At 35.7% G+C, this 18629-nt stretch carries 16 protein-coding genes; 14 read left to right on the forward strand and 2 right to left on the reverse strand.

All coding sequences use genetic code 11. The features are described 5' to 3' along the window. Position 1 precedes the first annotated feature (1 nt). Positions 2-682 carry an OmpA family protein gene (locus DI487_RS01850; protein WP_109568145.1) on the forward strand — a complete coding sequence of 227 codons (681 nt, stop codon included), beginning with the start codon at positions 2-4 and terminating at the stop codon, positions 680-682. Between the two features lie 35 nt (positions 683-717). Here the strand turns inward: DI487_RS01850 and prfA are convergent, their stop codons facing one another. Continuing rightward, on the reverse strand, positions 718-1791 hold the full coding sequence (prfA, locus tag DI487_RS01855; protein ID WP_109568146.1) for a peptide chain release factor 1: 1074 nt from the start codon (positions 1789-1791) through the stop codon (positions 718-720). Between the two features lie 185 nt (positions 1792-1976). Here prfA and DI487_RS01860 point away from each other — a divergent pair, with 185 nt between their 5' ends. From DI487_RS01860 to DI487_RS01905, 10 genes are all read left to right on the forward strand, one after another. After that, positions 1977-4091, forward strand: coding sequence for a TonB-dependent siderophore receptor (locus DI487_RS01860; protein WP_109568147.1), 2115 nt, complete (start codon positions 1977-1979; stop codon positions 4089-4091). A 112-nt stretch (positions 4092-4203) separates the two neighbouring features. Further along, positions 4204-5385 carry a PepSY-associated TM helix domain-containing protein gene (locus DI487_RS01865; RefSeq protein ID WP_109568148.1) on the forward strand — a complete coding sequence of 394 codons (1182 nt, stop codon included), beginning with the start codon at positions 4204-4206 and terminating at the stop codon, positions 5383-5385. A 121-nt stretch (positions 5386-5506) separates the two neighbouring features. Further along, a complete protein-coding gene (locus DI487_RS01870) occupies positions 5507-5851 on the forward strand; it encodes a DUF6686 family protein (RefSeq protein ID WP_109568149.1) in 345 nt (114 codons plus the stop codon). Between the two features lie 148 nt (positions 5852-5999). Further along, complete coding sequence (locus DI487_RS01875; protein WP_109568150.1) at positions 6000-8162, forward strand: TonB-dependent siderophore receptor; 2163 nt, start codon at positions 6000-6002, stop codon at positions 8160-8162. Between the two features lie 40 nt (positions 8163-8202). Further along, entirely contained in the window at positions 8203-8751 is a 549-nt protein-coding gene (locus DI487_RS01880) for a PepSY-associated TM helix domain-containing protein (RefSeq protein ID WP_109568151.1), read from the forward strand. 190 nt (positions 8752-8941) lie between these two features. Then, complete coding sequence (locus DI487_RS01885; protein ID WP_109568152.1) at positions 8942-11452, forward strand: PAS domain S-box protein; 2511 nt, start codon at positions 8942-8944, stop codon at positions 11450-11452. Positions 11453-11558: 106 nt separating this feature from the next. After that, a complete protein-coding gene (locus tag DI487_RS01890) occupies positions 11559-12518 on the forward strand; it encodes a hypothetical protein (RefSeq protein ID WP_146193353.1) in 960 nt (319 codons plus the stop codon). Positions 12519-12658: 140 nt separating this feature from the next. Further along, the gene (locus DI487_RS01895; RefSeq protein WP_109568154.1) at positions 12659-13282 is read left to right on the forward strand and encodes a CatB-related O-acetyltransferase; all 624 of its coding nucleotides are present in this window, start codon (positions 12659-12661) and stop codon (positions 13280-13282) included. Next, a complete protein-coding gene (locus tag DI487_RS01900) occupies positions 13279-14115 on the forward strand; it encodes a helix-turn-helix domain-containing protein (RefSeq protein ID WP_109568155.1) in 837 nt (278 codons plus the stop codon). Before DI487_RS01895 ends, DI487_RS01900 begins: the two co-directional genes overlap by 4 nt. Positions 14116-14202: 87 nt before the next feature. Beyond that, positions 14203-14751, forward strand: coding sequence for a YbhB/YbcL family Raf kinase inhibitor-like protein (locus DI487_RS01905; protein ID WP_109568156.1), 549 nt, complete (start codon positions 14203-14205; stop codon positions 14749-14751). Between the two features lie 155 nt (positions 14752-14906). On the opposite strand, the gene DI487_RS01910 is transcribed toward DI487_RS01905, so the two are convergent. Further along, a complete protein-coding gene (locus DI487_RS01910; RefSeq protein WP_109568157.1) occupies positions 14907-15704 on the reverse strand; it encodes a siderophore-interacting protein in 798 nt (265 codons plus the stop codon). Positions 15705-15805: 101 nt separating this feature from the next. Here DI487_RS01910 and DI487_RS01915 point away from each other — a divergent pair, with 101 nt between their 5' ends. From DI487_RS01915 to DI487_RS01925, 3 genes are all read left to right on the forward strand, one after another. Beyond that, complete coding sequence (locus tag DI487_RS01915; RefSeq protein ID WP_109568158.1) at positions 15806-16645, forward strand: AraC family transcriptional regulator; 840 nt, start codon at positions 15806-15808, stop codon at positions 16643-16645. Positions 16646-16770: 125 nt separating this feature from the next. Then, entirely contained in the window at positions 16771-17394 is a 624-nt protein-coding gene (locus tag DI487_RS01920; protein ID WP_109568159.1) for an ApaLI family restriction endonuclease, read from the forward strand. A 1-nt stretch (position 17395) separates the two neighbouring features. After that, entirely contained in the window at positions 17396-18613 is a 1218-nt protein-coding gene (locus tag DI487_RS01925) for a DNA-methyltransferase (protein WP_109568160.1), read from the forward strand. Positions 18614-18629 lie beyond the last annotated feature (16 nt).

Below are 18629 nucleotides of genomic sequence, written 5' to 3' on the forward strand. Positions count from 1 at the left end.
TATGAAAAAAACAATTTTAATAGCATTATCGGCTGTATTATTGGTACAGTGTAATGCGGTGAAGAATTCAAACAATACACAACGAGGGGCTGTGATCGGTGCAGCAGGAGGTGCCGTGATCGGAGGTATTTTAGGAAACAACTTAGGAAAAGGCGGAAAAGGTGCTACCGGAGCTATTTTAGGAGGTGTTATCGGTGGAGTCGCCGGAGGATTAATCGGGCGAAAAATGGACAAGCAAGCACGTGAAATTCAGGAACAATTACCAGGAGCACAAGTAGAACGTGTCGGAGAAGGTATTAAACTGACTTTAAATGAGAATGCAATTCGATTCAATTTAAACGAATCGTCTTTGACCAGTACAGCTAAAGCTAATTTAGATAAATTAGTTCCGGTCTTTAAAGATTACAATGACACTAACATTATCATCTACGGACATACAGATAGTTCCGGAAACGATGATTACAATATGACCTTATCGGTTAAAAGAGCCGAATCCGTAAAAAACTACCTGATTGCCAAAGGACTTTCCGGTTCGCGATTTGAAATTGTAGGTATGGGAGAAACCGAACCTATCGATACCAATGAAACGAAAGAAAGCATGGCCAATAACAGAAGGGTTGAATTTGCTATTATTGCCAATGAAAATATGGTACAGCAAGCACAACAGGAAGCACAAAACTAAGACATAAAAAATCCCCGCGATGCGGGGATTTTTTATTAATATACTTCAGACTCTTTTAATTTTTCTGTATTAGCTACTAATTGCAACTCATCAATTATCTTTTGGAGATTTCCGTTCATTACACCATCCAAATCATAAATCGTCAACCCGATTCTATGATCCGTCACACGACCTTGAGGATAATTGTACGTTCTGATCTTAGCCGAACGGTCACCCGAACTTACTTGCGAATTACGTTTCTTAGCATCTTCTTCCTGCTTCTTAGCCAATTCCATTTCGTACAAACGAGAACGTAATACCTGTAAAGCTTTATCTTTATTCTTATGCTGTGATTTTTCATCCTGACATTGCGCCACTAATCCCGTAGGAATATGTGTCATACGCACTGCAGATTTAGTTGTATTTACCGACTGACCACCGGGACCTGACGAACAAAACAAATCAATACGCACATCATTCATATCAATTTGCACGTCAAACTCTTCTGCTTCTGGCAATACCATCACTGTAGCCGCCGAGGTATGTACCCTTCCCTGAGTTTCAGTTTGCGGAACACGTTGCACACGATGCACACCGGCTTCAAATTTCAAAGTTCCGTAAACGTCTTCACCGTTCACTTCAAAAACGATCTCTTTATAACCACCGGCAGTTCCTTCATTCAAGTCTACTACTGAAGTTCTCCAACCTCTGCCTTCGCAATATTTGGTATACATTCTATATAGATCTCCTGCAAAAATTGATGCCTCATCACCACCCGTTCCCGCACGGATCTCAACCATTACATTTTTAGCATCTTCAGGGTCTTTAGGAATCAACATAAATTTGATCTCTTCCTCTAACTGAGGCAAACGCTCCTGAGCTTCATCCAGTTGCATTTTGGCCATTTCCACCATTTCTGCATCCGATCCGTCTGCAATAATTTCTTTAGCCTCTTTTATATTTCCGGTAACATTAATGTACTCCTCGCGCTTTTCAACAAGTGCTTTCAGATCTTTGTATTCCTTATTCAACTGTACATATCGCTTCTGATCTGCGATTACATCAGGTTGAATGATCAGATCTGAAATCTCATCAAAACGTTGTTTTACATATTGCAACTTTTCTAACATAGCTGTCTTTCTTTTTTAGGAGTGCAAATTTATGCTTTTTTACGCAATGTTTAAAGTTAAAAAATCTTAAGTTTTATTTTTTGAGAATCAAACGATTAAAACATTTATTTAAAACAAGTCTAAATAAATTTTGATTCTTATTGTACACTTACTATTTTTGCATTGTTTTTATTAAATCTAAATAAATGAAAAATAAAATACTCATCTTAGCTATTAGTTCAATTGCCATTTCAGGTTGGACACAGGAAAAACAAAAAGACAGCATAAAAAGTTTAAAAGAAGTTGTCGTGAGTGGCACACCGAATAAATATGTCGTTAAAGAACCTTCAAACAGTCTCCGCTTACAAACCGAGATAGAAAAGATCCCACAAAACATTCAGGTTATTACTAAAGATGCCATTGATAACCAAAACATCATTAACATGATGGAATCGGTTACCCGCAATGTCAGTGGTGCTCAAATGATTGAACACTGGGGACACTTTGCCCGTATAAATATGAGAGGCTTTAAACTACCGGCTTTCCGAAACGGAATGAACGTAGAACTGCCTTGGGGACCACTTTCTGAAGACATGTCGATGGTAGAACGCATTGAGTTTGTAAAAGGACCTTCAGGATTTATGATGTCGGCAGGTGAACCAGGAGGTTTTTACAATGTTGTTACTAAAAAACCAACTAAAAATAAGATCCGAGAATTGAGTTTTACTACCGGGAGTTACAACACCTATAGAGGAACTATCGACTTAGGTGGTGCTTTAAGTAAAGATGGTAAATTTCAATACCGCTTAAACGGTATGTATCAAAACCTGGAAAGTCAAAGAGAATTTGAAAAAAGCAACCGTTACAGTATTGTACCGTCTTTCCGTTATGAATTCTCAGATAACACTACGGTTACTACTGAAGTTACTTACCAAAAGGCCAAACAAATGATCGGGGCAGCCTATGTTTTTGCGCCTGCTTCAGCAGGTTACGGAAGTTTGGACAGAGATTTTTCAATCCTTGATAAGGATTTTCCAATGTCTACCATCGAAGAAGTCAGCTTTCTGACCAACATTACACATAAATTCAATGAAAACTGGTCTGTTGCCGGCCAATACATGATTATGCAATATAGCGGAACGGGAAGCAGTTTATGGGCTTACAGCATGGCTGAAAACGGAGACTTATTGCGCTATTTGAGTATCTGGGATGCTTTATCTACGAACCAATTGGCTCAAATTTATACAAACGGCACATTCAATACCGGTTTTATCAAACATAAAGTAATGGGTGGCATTGATTCCAGAAACTTAAGTTATTATGCGGACTGGGGACAATACGGATTAATTGATGATCCGGCAAATCCTTTCAACATTTATAATCCGGTCTACGGGAATGCCGTTTATCCTGAATTTGACCGTTCGCAATCTGTAAAAGAAAGAGGAGCGGCTAATCATCAGGGAGCGGATCTGTATTCGGCTTATGCTCAGGATGAATTGAATTTTTTAGACGAAAAGTTACGCTTAACAATTGCAACTCGTTATACAGAAGGTAAAACATTTGCTTACGGAGCCGAAAGTAAAGAAGCTCGTTTCACTCCCCGATTCGGTCTAAGCTACGATATTTTAAAAGGATTTACTGCCTATGCTTTATATGACCAATCCTTTGCACCGCAATACGGAGCAAGTGCCACCGGAGAAAAATTTGACCCGGTTCTGGGAACAGATATAGAAGGAGGTCTAAAAAAATCATGGTTCAAAGGCAAATTAAATACCGGATTGACCGTTTATCAAATTACCAAAGAAAATGTATTAGTAAACGATCCTGAAAACCCAAACTTCAGTATTCAGTTAGGTGAAATTCAATCTAAAGGAATTGAATTTGATATGCAAGGACAAATAACTCCGGAATTAAATATAATATTGAACTATGCTAATACTGATGTCGAGATCACTAAAGACTCTGATCCGGCTAATGTCGGTACCAAAGTCGCCGGATTTGCCAAACATATCACAAACGGCTGGATTAATTATAATTTCAAAAAAGACTCGTTCTTAAAAGGTTTCGGAATCTCCGCCGGATATCAATATCAGGTTGACAGATCTTCATGGAACTGGGGGGCGGACAATGAATCTGAATTACCGGATTATTTCAGACTGGACGGAGCTATCTCCTGGAAAAACCAACATTTTAGTGCTACTTTAACTATCAACAATATTTTAGATGAATACCTGTATAGCGGTTCTAATTACGGAACTTATCTATACTGGCAAAGTGAACCGGGAATCAATGGGAGGATCACAGTTGCCTACCGCTTTTAATTTTAATTTCATGTTAGTTTAAATTTTGAGCTCCTCTAATGTGTTTGCATTAGAGGAGTTTCAAGTCTTAAAACACAACCGGAAAAGCTCATTATAAAAAGACACATTTTTGATGAAAAAGACAAAAAAAAACAGATTCAAATACTGGATCGGAAAACTTCATTTATGGTTAGGTTTAACAACAGGATTACTTGTTTTCATTATATCGATAACCGGAGCGATCTATGCTTTTCAGGAAGAAATCACCAATCATCTTAGAAAAGATGTTATTTTTCACAAAGAACAAAATATTGAAGCTAAAGCTATTCTGCCAATCAAAGAACTGGAAAAAAAAGTTAATGAATATACATCTGAAAAATTCCCTTTACATTGGGTCACAATTCCGGTTGATAAAAAAAGAAGCTACATTTTTTACTATTACGAACACGATCCCAACGGATGGAACCTCTTTGAAGAATACATCATTTACAAATCTGTTTATGTTAACCCTTTTACCGGAGAGATACTCGGAAGTTATGATGAAATAAGCTCCTTTTTCAACATTATTAAATCAATCCATTTCAGCCTGATGCTCAATACGAGTTGGGGAGTTTATGTTTGTGGAATTCCGACACTTATTTTTGTTTTCATGCTGATCTCCGGAATCATTCTTTGGTGGCCGAAAAATAAAAATGCACGCAAACAACGTTTCCGCTTCAACTGGAAAAAAGTAAAAAAATGGAAGCGAAAAAATTATGACCTACATAATATTCTGGGGTTCTATGCCTCCTCAATTGCATTAATCATAGCAATAACCGGACTGTTCTATTCCTTTCTTTTTATCAAAGCTCTCATTTACATTGTATTCTCGGGTGGCGATACTACTTATCCTGACTTTTCACATATCAAAACGAAAGCTCCTATTGAAATGCGTAACGCGCAAACTCTTGATAAGATTAGTGCTAAAGTAGAAGAATTATATCCGGATGCTTTTGCTTACGCATTAGATTTCGGTTACGAACATCTAGACGAACATGAGCACCCTAACTATTCTGTCTATGTGAAACAACTTTCGTATTCCTATCACATCAACCACAACCTTATCTTTGATGAGAACTCCGGAGAGTTACTACATGTTCATGACCATAAAGATAAAAACATGGGAGAAAAAGCAGTTTCAGCCAATTATGACGTACACATTGGTGCCATATTAGGCATTTGGGGTAAAATTTTAGCCTTCATAATCAGTCTGATCTGTGCTTCCCTTCCCGTAACCGGTTTTTTAATATGGTGGGGGAGAAAAAAGAGACACTAGTTTGCCACTATCTCTTTTGTTGTAATTACAAAATTTACATTATTTAAAATAATTCTAAATAATTTGCTCTTTAACAAGAGAGTTAGTATTTTAGCCTAACTATTTAAAATCATTCTTAATAATGTGTCGCAATTATATATTACTTAATCAAACCGAAAATGGCCTTCTGCTTTTTCTTAAAGGATGTGCTAATTATCAGTTAAGCTATAAAAATCTGAATTTCAGCCTTACTAAAGAAGAACTTAAAGCATTTAAAAATTACCTCAAAAAAATAAATATTGAATATTGGGAAACTGAATATCAAAATTCTATTTACCCCAAAAAAATACCGATTCCTACATTACAAAAGAATTTTATCATTTTACTGGATCGCATTGAAATTGAAGAACTACTACGTTTACTTCAAAAAGAGTATTGCTCCTTTTTAAGGTTTTCTGACATTAAGAATACTATTATCTGGAACTAAAAGCACGCATTTTTATGTTATAAAAGCAGATCAAAATCACTAAAAAACAAATAGTTATCACTTTTAATTAAAATTAATCTAAATAAATTTTGGAGATTTCCTGTATTTCTATACTTTTGCGCCGTTATTTTAATTTGTTCTAAATAAAATGAAAAAAATCTTACTACTAACCCTGAGTTTAAGTGCTGCTCCCTTTATTTTAGCACAAGAAAAACAGTATGATTCTGCTGATGAATTTGCGATTGTTAATGATACAGTAAAAAAGTACAGTCTAAATGAAGTGGTTGTAAACGGCAATCCTCAGGACGTCCCTGCCACCGTAGGTAAAGCCAATATTAATCCTATGGATTTACCGCAGGCTACTACAATTATCACAAACGAAACGCTGAAGGACCAACAAGTAAGTTCGCTAAGTGACATCTTAAAAAATGCCAATGGTGTTTATATCATGGGAACGGTAGGTGGTTATCAGGAAGAGATTGCATCAAGAGGTTTTTCAATGAGAAGTGACAATACCTTTAAAAATGGTGTACGTTATTTTAACGGAATGATGATAGAGACTTCCGGTTTAGAAAAAGTTGAATTTTTAAAAGGTAGTGCTGCCATGCTATATGGTAATGTGGCACCGGGCGGAATTCTGAATCTGGTAACCAAAAAACCTAAATTTAATTTTGGAGGAGAAGTAGGCTTTGCTTTCGGTAGTTTCAATACTTACAAACCTACTTTTGATGTTTACAATGCTATCGGTAAAAATAAAAAAGTAGCTTTTCGGGTAAACGGAAGTTATGAAAAGGCCGAAAGTTTCAGAGATTATGTAGAATCAGAACGCTACTACCTAAACCCTTCGTTCCTATTCAAACTTTCAGATAAAACAGAATTATTAGTTGAAACGGATTATACGAATGACAGTCGCACTCCCGATTTCGGTTCCGGTGTGATTGATTATGAACTAGTAGATATTCCGAGAAGCCGTTTCTTAGGTGTAACTTGGGGTTATTTTGACAGTGAGCAATTATCCAATACCATTACCTTAACTCATCACCTCAACGATAACTGGAGTGTTAACTTTATTAACGGTATTCGCTACTACGAAACCGAACTGTTCTCAAATGCAAGACCCAATACCGGTGGTAGTATTTCTGAAGATGGTGAATGGACTCGTAACTTACAAAGATCGAAAGAGAAGAATAACTATTTTACCCAGCAAGCTAATTTAAACGGTAAATTTACCATAGGAAAAACACAACATCAGTTCTTATTCGGTGCCGATGTGGAAAATTATAAGACCAATGCTACCCGTTATAATAATTATACCGGCTATGATACGATCAATATCTTTGATAACTACGATCCATCATCTGAAGGAGCTATTCCTGATCTAACTTTAAATACCTATACACAAACACCTATTAGCCGTTTTGGTATCTATGTTCAGGATTTGATCTCTTTTGCTGAAAAATGGAAATTATTAGCAGGTGTTCGTTACAGCTATCAGGATACTGAGAGTAATGTTTACAAATATTCAAATAGCTCAACAACTATAACCAATAATTATGACGGTGCCTTTTCTCCCAGAGTCGGTTTAATATACCAGCCATCTAAAAAACATTCCCTTTTTGCCACCTATTCAAATTCATTCCAGACCAATACAGGAACGGATATTGACGGTAATGCTCTTGACCCGTCAATTATTGACCAATATGAAGTGGGAATAAAAAATAAATTATTCAATGATAAAATCCAAGCAAACGTTACCTTCTACCAAATTAACAATGATAATTTGGCACAAACTTCACTGGCAAACGGAAACACTAATTCAAGCATTAAAGAATTAGCCGGAGCAATCAGAAGTAACGGTGTAGAGATAGACATTACAGCAAATCCGGTAAAAGGCTTACAAATTGTTGCCGGTTACAGCTTTAACGAAACCAAATACAGAAAAAGTAATACCTACATAGAAGGTAGTTTGCTTCGATACAACCCTAAAAATACAGCAAACCTAAGCATTAACTACAAAGTGGAGAGCGGCAAACTGAAAGGTTTAAATGTCGGTTTAATCAACTCCTATTTCGGAACGCGTTATGCAGGACGTTCTACTCGCATTACAGAAGAGAACGACAATCGAAAATTGATCTACTTAAGCGATTATTTTCAGGTTGATGCTACTTTAGGATACGATTATAAAAATTTCAGCATTCGTACAAAATTGGCCAATATTTTTAATGAATTGAACTATAATGCGCATGATGATAACAGCTTAAATCCTATTGCGCCTCGAAATTATTCTGTAGCTTTGTCGTACAAATTTTAATCCTCAAAACACACTATTAACAACTTAACGTTTTTAAAAAATGAGTGCACAAAAAATCAGAAACATTCACCGCGATTTAGGTTACTTTTACTTAGGCTTAATCATTTCATTTGCTCTTTCAGGAATAATGATGAATCACCGTGAACATTGGCATCCTGAAAAATTCACAATAGAAGCTAAAGATATCGAAGTAGCTTTACCTGCTGAGAATGAGATCACGGAAGATTATGCAAAACAACTAGCAAAAGACCTTCATATTGAAGAAAAACTAAAACGTCAAATGGTTCGTAAAGGAAAGTTCAGAATGCAATTTGACAATACCGAAGTGGAACTGGATGTTAAAACCGGAAAAGGTGAGATCGTTCAATTTGTCAATACACCTTTAATCAGCCAGACGATGCGATTACACAAAAACACTTCTAACTGGTGGATTTACTATTCAGATATTTTCGGACTATCCTTGATTATAATCGCTGTAACAGGCGCTATGATGATTAAATACGGGAAACACACATTTAAACAACGTGGTTGGAAATTAACCGCCGTAGGTTTACTCTTCCCTATTTTATTTCTACTATTTTTAAGCTAATGAAAAATACCGACTGACAGTCGGTATTTTTTTTGGTCTTTTAATTAATTTTTTCTAAATTTATAAAACGTTATACTATGTAACCGTAACAATAACACATTGTTAGCTAATGTTTTTTATATTAGAAGAATGTACTGTTTGTTATTCTCCCCTTCATTATTATCTATTATAATTAATAATACCTACCACAATGGGAAGATTAAAAATAACTGCGTTTGCACTCATTTTACTAACGTCATTACTTCTTAGCCATTTATACATCGGATACCAGGTTTCCAGTAAAGAAGGCGTTTCTTCTCTTATTAATATAGCCGGACGACAACGAATGTTAAGCCAAAAAATGCTCTCCTTGTCTTATCGTCTTAAGCAGAACAACTGGGAAAATCCGCTGGAAATTGAGTTAACTAAAAAAGAGTTAACCGATATTATATCGCAATTTCAAAAAGCAGATTCAATAATTCTAAAGTATACGACCACAATACACCATAATGCTTCACTTGATTCTATCAAGATTTCAAATACCAGTATAAACCATCTGACCTTTGCTGTTAATCAAGTTCTTCAATCTCAAAATAAGCAAGAACTATCCTCCGCTGTAGCATCACTCGAAAAAGCCCAATCTCAATTTCTGGTAGCAATGGAAAGCGAAGTAGACTTATATGAAAACTACGGAAAAGAAACACTAAAGCAAATATCCCGAATAGAAATTATTATTTATGCTGTTTTATTATTACTTACCATTATTTTACTGACATCTTTAATTTTCCCTTTCATACAAAAGATACAAACCAAAAACAAATCGCTGGAAAAAAGTTGGGAACGCTATACCATTTTTGTCGAACAAATGCCTGGAGCTATAGCCATGTTCGATAACAACATGAACTATCTGGTTGCTTCTTCCCAATGGTATGAGGATTACAATTTAGTAGGACAAGACATCATCGGAAAATCACATTATGATGTCTTTCCGGAAATAGGTCAGGAATGGAAGCAGATCCACCGGGAATGTCTAAACGGCAAAATAAACCATAATGACGAAGCCCTTTTTGAACGTGCAGACGGATCGGTGCAATGGTTGGCTTGGGATGTTCGTCCCTGGAGAGACGAAAAAGGGAATATTGGCGGGATCATCATGTACACGAATGATATTACCGACTATAAATTATTGCGACTGGAACAAAACCGTTTGCATGAAATAATAGATAAAATCAGTGATGTGGCCCGAATAGGTGCTTGGGAACTGAATATCGACAAAAGTAACCTGTACTGGAGTAAACTTACGAAAGAGATACATGAAGTTCCGGATGATTTTGAACCGACCTTAGATACTGCCATTCAATATTACAATAAAGGAGAAAGCAGAGAAAAAATTGAAAAAGCCATAGAAGAAGCTGTAAAAAACGGAGAACCTTTTGATCTGGAACTTGAAATAGTAACTGCCAAAAACAATATTATCTGGGTCAGAGCTATCGGCGAACCCGAATTCAAAGACGGAAAATGCGTCCGACTGTTCGGAGTATTCCAGGATATCCATAAATACAAAACACTCGAACTGAGAAATTCCTCCCTCTTAGCCCGTTTAAATGCAATCATGCAATCCGCAACGGAAATATCCATTATAGGGACTAATCTGAATGGCATTATAACTTATTTCAACTCCGGAGCCGAAAAATTACTAGGCTATAAGGCCAAAGAAATAATCGGCAAAAAAACACCTGAGATTTTTCACAATAAAGAAGAATTAATACGAAGAGGAAAAGAGCTTTCAAAACAATACCGAAAACACATTTCAGGCATAGAAGCTATTTTTGCGCCTACGCGTGAAGGAAGACCCAATACCCGAGAGTGGATATACGTTCGGAAAGACGGCACAAATTTAAAAATGCAACTTTCGGTTACAGCATTAAAAAATGCGGAAGGAGTGACTACCGGTTTTTTAAAAATAGCTACCGACCTTACGGAAACGATCTATCTTCAGGAAGCTTTGATCAGCAGCAATCAAAAACTGGAAGAATTAACTCAAAAGCTTACCCGAAAGAATTCTCAACTAGCTAACTTTGCTCATATCATATCGCATAATTTAAGATCTCCTGTTGCTAATCTTACCTCTCTTAATTATTTATATACAAACACAAGTGACCCTGAGGAAAAAGACCTGTTAATGTCAAAATTCCAAACGGTAATCACACGCTTATCCGAAACATTAGACACCTTAGTTGAAACGCTTAAAATAAAAGAAAGCAGCAATGATGATCTGGAATTAATCTATTTTGATGAAATTCTGGAAAGAACAAAAGAAATGCTGACCGGACAAATTTTAGAATCTGATGCTAAGATCATATCAGACTTCAATAAGGCTGAAAACATAAAATACAAGAGAACTTATTTAGAAAGCATTTTTCTGAACATGATTACCAATGCCATTAAATACAGATCTGCCGAACAAGCCCCTGTTATCCGTATCACAACTTCCTACGCTGAAAAAGGAAAAACAATTGTAACGTTCAGTGACAATGGCTTAGGAATCGATCTGGAAAAATACGGTACAAAGTTATTCGGACTTAGTAAAACCTTTCATCAACATAAAGATGCTAAAGGAGTTGGCTTATTCATGACCAAGAACCAAATAGAATCCTTAGGCGGTACGATCACTGTTGAAAGTCAGGTTAATTCAGGAACAACCTTTACCCTCACATTATAGCTTTCCGCTCACCTACTCTTATCCTCTCCATCTGAGATCAGAAATATAGAAAATAGATGTAACACATTTAAGTCTGGTTCGTCTCATGATAAAACCCGTCGAAACAATGAAATACTACAGCCTCTTCTTTTTTCTGTTATCCCTGTTTTCTTTTAGCCAAACTGAGAATCAGGTTTTCTCTCAAGATACTATTCTGATCGTTAATGCTAAACCGGAAAAAGGATTTCAACATTCTTATATTCTTTTTATACCCAAAGAAACCCCCAAAGGGAAATTGACCTATTTATTGGTGGAGCCTAACAACACCGGAAGAACGTCAGACTCTATAAGTGTTCATCAAGAAAGCGCCTTACACTTAGCTTCGGTCAGCTCTGTGGGAAATAATATTGCTGCTATGTTGAAAATTCCGCTTTTGGTTCCGGTGTTCCCGAGACCGGATTCTGAGCCCTTAGTATACACACACGCACTCGACAGAGATGTTATGTTAGAAAAATCAAAAGCACTCAAACGACTCGACCTGCAATTAATTGCGATGCTAAACGATGCTCATGAAACCTTAAAAAAACTTGATATTCCCACTCATGATAAAGTTTTTATGAATGGATTTTCAGCTTCGGGATCCTTTACCAACCGCTTTTTATTCCTGCATCCCGAAATCATAAAAGCAGCTGCAATGGGCGGCTTTAACGGAGAATTAATGCTTCCGTTGAAACAATACCATAACCGGATGTTTAACTATCCTTTAGGAACCGGCGACTTTAAAAAGCTGTTTCACAAACCGTTTGACAGTGCTTCTTATAAAAAGATACCGCAATACATCTACATGGGACAACTGGACACTAACGATGCGGTTCAGTTTGACGATGCCTATAACGATAGTGAGCGGAAGCTCATTAACCATGAGCTTGGAGACAACGTACAGGAACGCTGGAAAGTATGCCAGTCCATTTATACACAAGAAGGTGTCAATGCTAGATTCACTACCTATGAAGAGGTTGGACACTGGACCACTTCCGCTGTAAATATGGATGTTATTAAGTTCTTTTTTCGTCAATTACAGGAGTAAAACATTTATTTTTTAAAGGTCGCACTTAATTTATACTGCTTTTTTATTGGTCTTATAAAAGTTATATATTTGATACTATTATTCCAGTAGTTTCTAAAAGAGACGTTGGATCAATCATAATATCACCTTAAAACATCAACATGAAAGGACCTGATAAAAACACCATTTTCCCGCTTGAACATTACAACAGGCTTTGCTTTCTGAAAAATAGCATTAAGAATCCGAATATTATCGTTGGTGATTACACCTATTACGATGATTTTGAAAATGTTGAGAATTTTGAAAAAAATGTGAAATACCATTTTGATTTCATTGGTGACCGCTTAGTAATCGGAAAATTTTGTATGATCGCTTCTGATGTAAAATTCATCATGAACGGAGCCAATCATTTAACACAGGCATTGACCGCTTATCCGTTTGCTATTTTCGGGAACGGTTGGGAAAAAGCAATGGACGGAAAAACCTATCCGCAAAAAGGCGATATTGTTATCGGAAATGACGTCTGGATCGGGTACAATGCTACGATCATGGCAGGAGTTACAATCGGAGACGGAGCGATCATTGCCACAAATGCAACGGTCGTTAAGGATGTTGAACCCTATGCGATCGTAGGCGGAAATCCGGCGCAGGAAATCAAAAAACGATTTTCCGAAGAAAAAATAGCCCGACTATTGGAACTCAAATGGTGGGATTGGGATATCGAAAAGATCACAAAAAATGTACAGCACTTAACAGGCGATGACATCAATACATTACTACCATGAAAATAATTACTATTCCTGATGAACTGAATTTGAACACATCACAAAGCGTTCAGGTTTACGATTATTCCAGTTCGCAGGAAGCAGCAAGAAAACAAATTGTCTTAAACCAAAATATACTTAGCTTTCTGACCGAAGGAACTAAAGATGTGGTATTTGACAACTCTGCTTTATCCATTGATAATTCCAAATTTCTCTTAATGAAATCGGGACATTGTTTAATGACCGAAAAACTTTCCGAAGTCAAAAACTACAGAAGCGTTCTCTTATTTTTCTCAAATGAAACCGTATTACAATTTCTTCGAAAAAATAAAGTAACCCCAAGTGAACCAACGGAATTCCGTTCCGTTCATGCCTTTGCATACGATGACTTTATCCGGCGTTTTGTCAACAGTCTGCTGGATATTGCCAAACTTCCAAAAACAGTCCGGGAAAAGTTACTTGCCGTTAAATTTGAAGAGATCATGCTCTATCTTACCGAAATATACGGCAGTGAATTCCTGTATTCATTAACTGCAAACAGCAGCGATACCAGTCAAAGATTCATTCGCACGATCGAAAGCAACCAATTGAGCAAATTATCTTTAAAAGAATTAGCCTTCCTGTGCGGAATGAGCGTTTCTACATTTAAAAGAGAATTTGAAAAACATTATTCCGAATCGCCTAGTAAATGGTTTCAGAACAAAAGGTTGGAACATGCCCATTTCTTACTCAATCAAAGGCAAAAAAATTCCTCCGAGATCTATTTTGAAGTAGGCTATGAAAATTTGTCGAGCTTCATTCAGGCCTATAAATCAAAATACGGAATAACACCTAAACAGCAAGTCAAAAATTGAGCTTTTAGCAACAGTTTTTGAACCATTTTCTAAATTCATCCGGCAGTATTTGCCCTAATTTTGCTTAAAACATTAAATCCTGACAAAATGAAAAAAGCAAATTTAATCTGGGTATTGTCCTTGTTGTTCTCGACAACCCTTTTCGGACAAAATACATTTACCTTATCCAGTAACGATCTGGGCGGAGAAGCTACTAAAACACAAGAATTTAACGGATTCGGCTGTTCGGGTGACAATCAATCACCTCAATTATCCTGGAAAAATGCACCGCAAGGAACCAAAAGTTTTGCCGTAACAATGTACGACCCCGATGCACCTACAGGAAGCGGATTTTGGCATTGGGTAGTATTTGATATTCCTGCCAATGCAAACGAATTGGTTCCGAATGCAGGAAATTCGGCCTTAAATCTAACTCCGAAAGGCGCTATCCAAAGTGTAACAGATTACGGAATTAAAGGATTCGGAGGACCATGTCCACCGGAAGGACACGGATTGCATCAGTACATTATAACGGTTTATGCCTTAAAAACCGATAAATTAGGTCTTGATGAAAATGCTAATCCGGCGATCGTTGGCTTTTACCTTTGGAACAATACATTGGCTAAAGCCAGTATTGTAACTTATTACCAACGATAATATCTTAAAAAAAAAAACTTAAAGAGGCTGTTTCAAAAATGCTTTTGTTGTCAATCTGAACGCGTTTCAGGTTTTACAACAAATTGCATATCATGTTTAAATTTTGACATAAATTGAAAATGACAACTATTTTACTTTTGAAACAGTCTCTTTTTTTATGCTCTGATCGATTTTCTATCTACTGAAGAAGCATCTTCTGAAACGCCATATTTCCAATACGCATAAACCTGCCAGTCTTTGCGTTCAAGAATCTCTTGTTCTCTTAAATGCGATTGCATTTGGTTCGCAAAACCGTGTTCGCAAGCCGCAAAAACAAAATCTTTAGCCGCTAAATTCAATTGGCTCAACTTGGTAAACAATGAAGACTGTTGTCCGGGTTTGCTGTTCAGTAACCAATTCACTTTTATCCCTTTGGGAGCTTCCAAATCCAAAATATCACTTTCGTCAAAAACCTCTAAAAACACTTCTCCTTTAGCTTCAACAGGTAATTTTTCCAGCATGACACTCACTACAGGAACGGCTGTGTGATCTCCAAATAAAAAATAACGATTGGCTTCCTCCGGAAACAACGCTTTGTTTTTCACTTTCATCATCACGCCTAGCTTATCGCCTACTTCGGCATGAATCGCCCACGATGACGCCGGGCCTTCATCGCCATGCGCCACAAAATCCACCACCATTTCACCTTGTTCCCAATCTAATGCACGCAACGTATAAGTGCGAATGTAGAAGTTTTCTTTTACCGATTCTCTTTGTTGTAAACTTCCCGAATTCAATACCACATCCTTTGATTTAGGAATTGCAATTTTATTGTTATCACCCACTTTTGCATCTTTAAAATTAGCAATTTCGTCCCCGGTTAACACAATTCGGATATAATGAGGCGTTACATATTTTTTCTCTTTTAACGTTAAAACTCCCGACATAATTGCAGGCATTTCTCTTCTAATCATAGCTTTATCATTTATATTACTACCACAAAAGTAGCGCAAATCAATAATTCATTTTCGGTATTTTTTTATCATTTATTGGTATTTTTCATTACTTTTAAAACATGAAAGAAAAAGATTTTGAGGCTATTCGTATTGTTCAACAAAATTGTCCTTTAGGACAGTTGAAAACCTTTTCCAACAAGAAGTTCAACCTTATTTTTGTATGCAGCGGAAGTGGTATTTTTACCAAATATCAAACGCCCAATTCGTTTTCAAATGGCGATTTATTTTTTGTACCGCCTTTTGAAGATTTTTCGATGGAAACGCTAGAAGATACTACGTATTATCATTTAATGATTACCGATTTATTTCGGTTGGAATTGCGCGAATTGGTTTTGAGCTCCAAAGGAAAAGGCGTAGGTTTAGCCAAAGCACGTTCGCCTTTGAACCGGAAAATTACCTTTGATGCCAAAGACGAAATCTTAATCACCCGATTGTTTGAATATTTGACGCTTTTGTATGACGAACCCAATAAAAATGAGAACTTGTTTTATTATCCGGTACTCAATTTGGTTTCCATTATTGAGCGCAACACGCCTAATCCGCACACGCAAAAAAACACCCGATTAAAGAAAAACATCAACAGTATTGTGACGCATATTCACAAGAACATCAGGCATCCCGAAATGCTCAAAGTGGACTATATGGCGCATAAATTTAACCTCAGTACCAACCAACTGACACGTTTTTTTAAAAAGGAAATGAATACCGCGTTAAAAAAATATACGAATCAATGTCGCATGCAATTGATTGTGGAAAAAGTACAACGAGAAGACATTACGTTCTCGGAAATTGCGCACGAGTTTGGTTTTACTGACGAAAGCTATTTTACCAAAGTATTTAAAAAGCAATACAACCAAAGCCCTACGGAGTATCGAAAAGCGTTTTTGGAGAGGAATTGAAAATATACTTAAAAATATGTTTCTTGATGGAATTTAAAGTTTAGAATTTAGCTTTACTAATTTATTTTAAATTTACTGTAAACTAGATTTTTTGTAACTTGCACTAGAAATAAATTTTGATAAAAATGGAGGAATTAATAGAAAAAATAAAGAATCTTGCTGAAACCTACTCTAACAACTTGAATAATCAAATTGAACAGAGAAAAGAAGAAATGAAAGCGGATGATAACTCTCACTATCTTATTTATCGAGTTTTAGGAATTACTATAAAAGAAGGTCAACTCATTGATGAATATCAAAACACGGGAAGATTCCTATATAAATATGCAGGTTCGTTTCTTGAAGAAGCGGCGACACTTTGTTTAAAATACAAATACCCTGACGGGCAAAAAACTAAAGTTGTTAACACAATTGGTCAAAGACCAAAAACTTTTGAAATTGACTTTTTAAATGCAAATGATGCAATTGAAGTTAAATGGAGAGATGCAACAACAGATGGAGACCATATAACTAAAGAACACACAAGGGTTCAGGTTATAAAAGCACACGGTTATAAACCAATTAGAATAATGTTTTATTATCCTCAAAGAGCTCAAGCCATAAAAATACAAAGCGCATTAAAAACTTTATATGCAGGTGTTAACGGAGAATATTACGGTGGAGATGATGCTTGGAAATATTTAGAAAAATATTCTGGAGTTGATCTCAAAACTATATTGACTAAAATTGCTAACGAAAGAACACCCTAAAATGGAAACTAATAAAATTTATCATGGAAATTGTGTTGAAAAGCTCAAAGAAATTAAAGAAAACAACATTGATTTAATTTACTTTGACCCTCCTTTTTTTACTCAACGAAAGCATATACTTAAGAATAAGGATAATTCTAAAACATATGAATTTGACGATAAATATGACTCAATAGAAGAATATTTAACTCTTATAGAAAATGTTTTATTGGAATCAAAAAGGGTTTTAAAAAATACAGGCAGTGTATTTCTTCACTGCGATAAGACTGCTTCGCACAATATAAGAGTTGTGATGGATAAAGTTTTTGGTCGAGAAAATTTTCAAAGTGAAATTATTTGGTCTTATAAAAGATGGTCTAATAGTAAAAAAGGTCTTCTAAATTCCCATCAAGTAATTTTCTTTTATTCAAAAACTCATAACTTCAAATTCAATACAGTTTATACAGAATATTCTACAACGACAAATCTAGATCAAATTTTACAAGATAGAGAACGCGATAAAAATGGAAAATCTGTTTATAAAAAAGATAAAAATGGAAATATAATTTTAGGAAAAGAGAAAAAAGGAGTTCCACTATCTGACGTTTGGGATATTCCATATTTAAATCCAAAAGCAAAAGAAAGAACCGGTTATCCAACTCAAAAACCTGTTTTATTAATTAATCAAATATTAAATATTGCAACAGACGAAGGCGATTTAATTGTTGATCCATTTTGCGGTAGTGGAACTACTTGCGTATCAGCAAAATATTTAAAAAGAAACTTTATTGGATTTGATATTTCAATGGAAGCAGTTAAACTTGCTAATTCTCGATTAGAAGAAATGATAATTTCTGAATCAAATTTATTAAATAAAGGATCAAATGAATATCAAGAAAAAACAGAAAAAGAATTAGCTATTTTACAAAATATTAATGCTTTCCCAGTTCAAAGAAATAGTGGCATAGATGGATTCTTAAAAGAGCATTATGAAAACATGCCAATCCCTGTAAAGATTCAAAATGAATATGAAACTTTAGAGGATGCTATCGAGAAAATAGAAAAAGCTTCAATTGGGAAAAACTATAAAATGAAAATTTTAATTCAAACTAAAGAAACAGAAACAAATAGACTTTTTGATTTTGAATCTAATGTAAAAATAATCAAATCCCTAGAATTACAAACAAATGATTTGATGCAGAAAAAAACTATTACTCCTTTCAAACAAAAATCCTTTTAATTTTTAATAATAAAAA

This window comes from Flavobacterium sediminis, from assembly GCF_003148385.1.
GTDB lineage: Bacteria > Bacteroidota > Bacteroidia > Flavobacteriales > Flavobacteriaceae > Flavobacterium > Flavobacterium sediminis.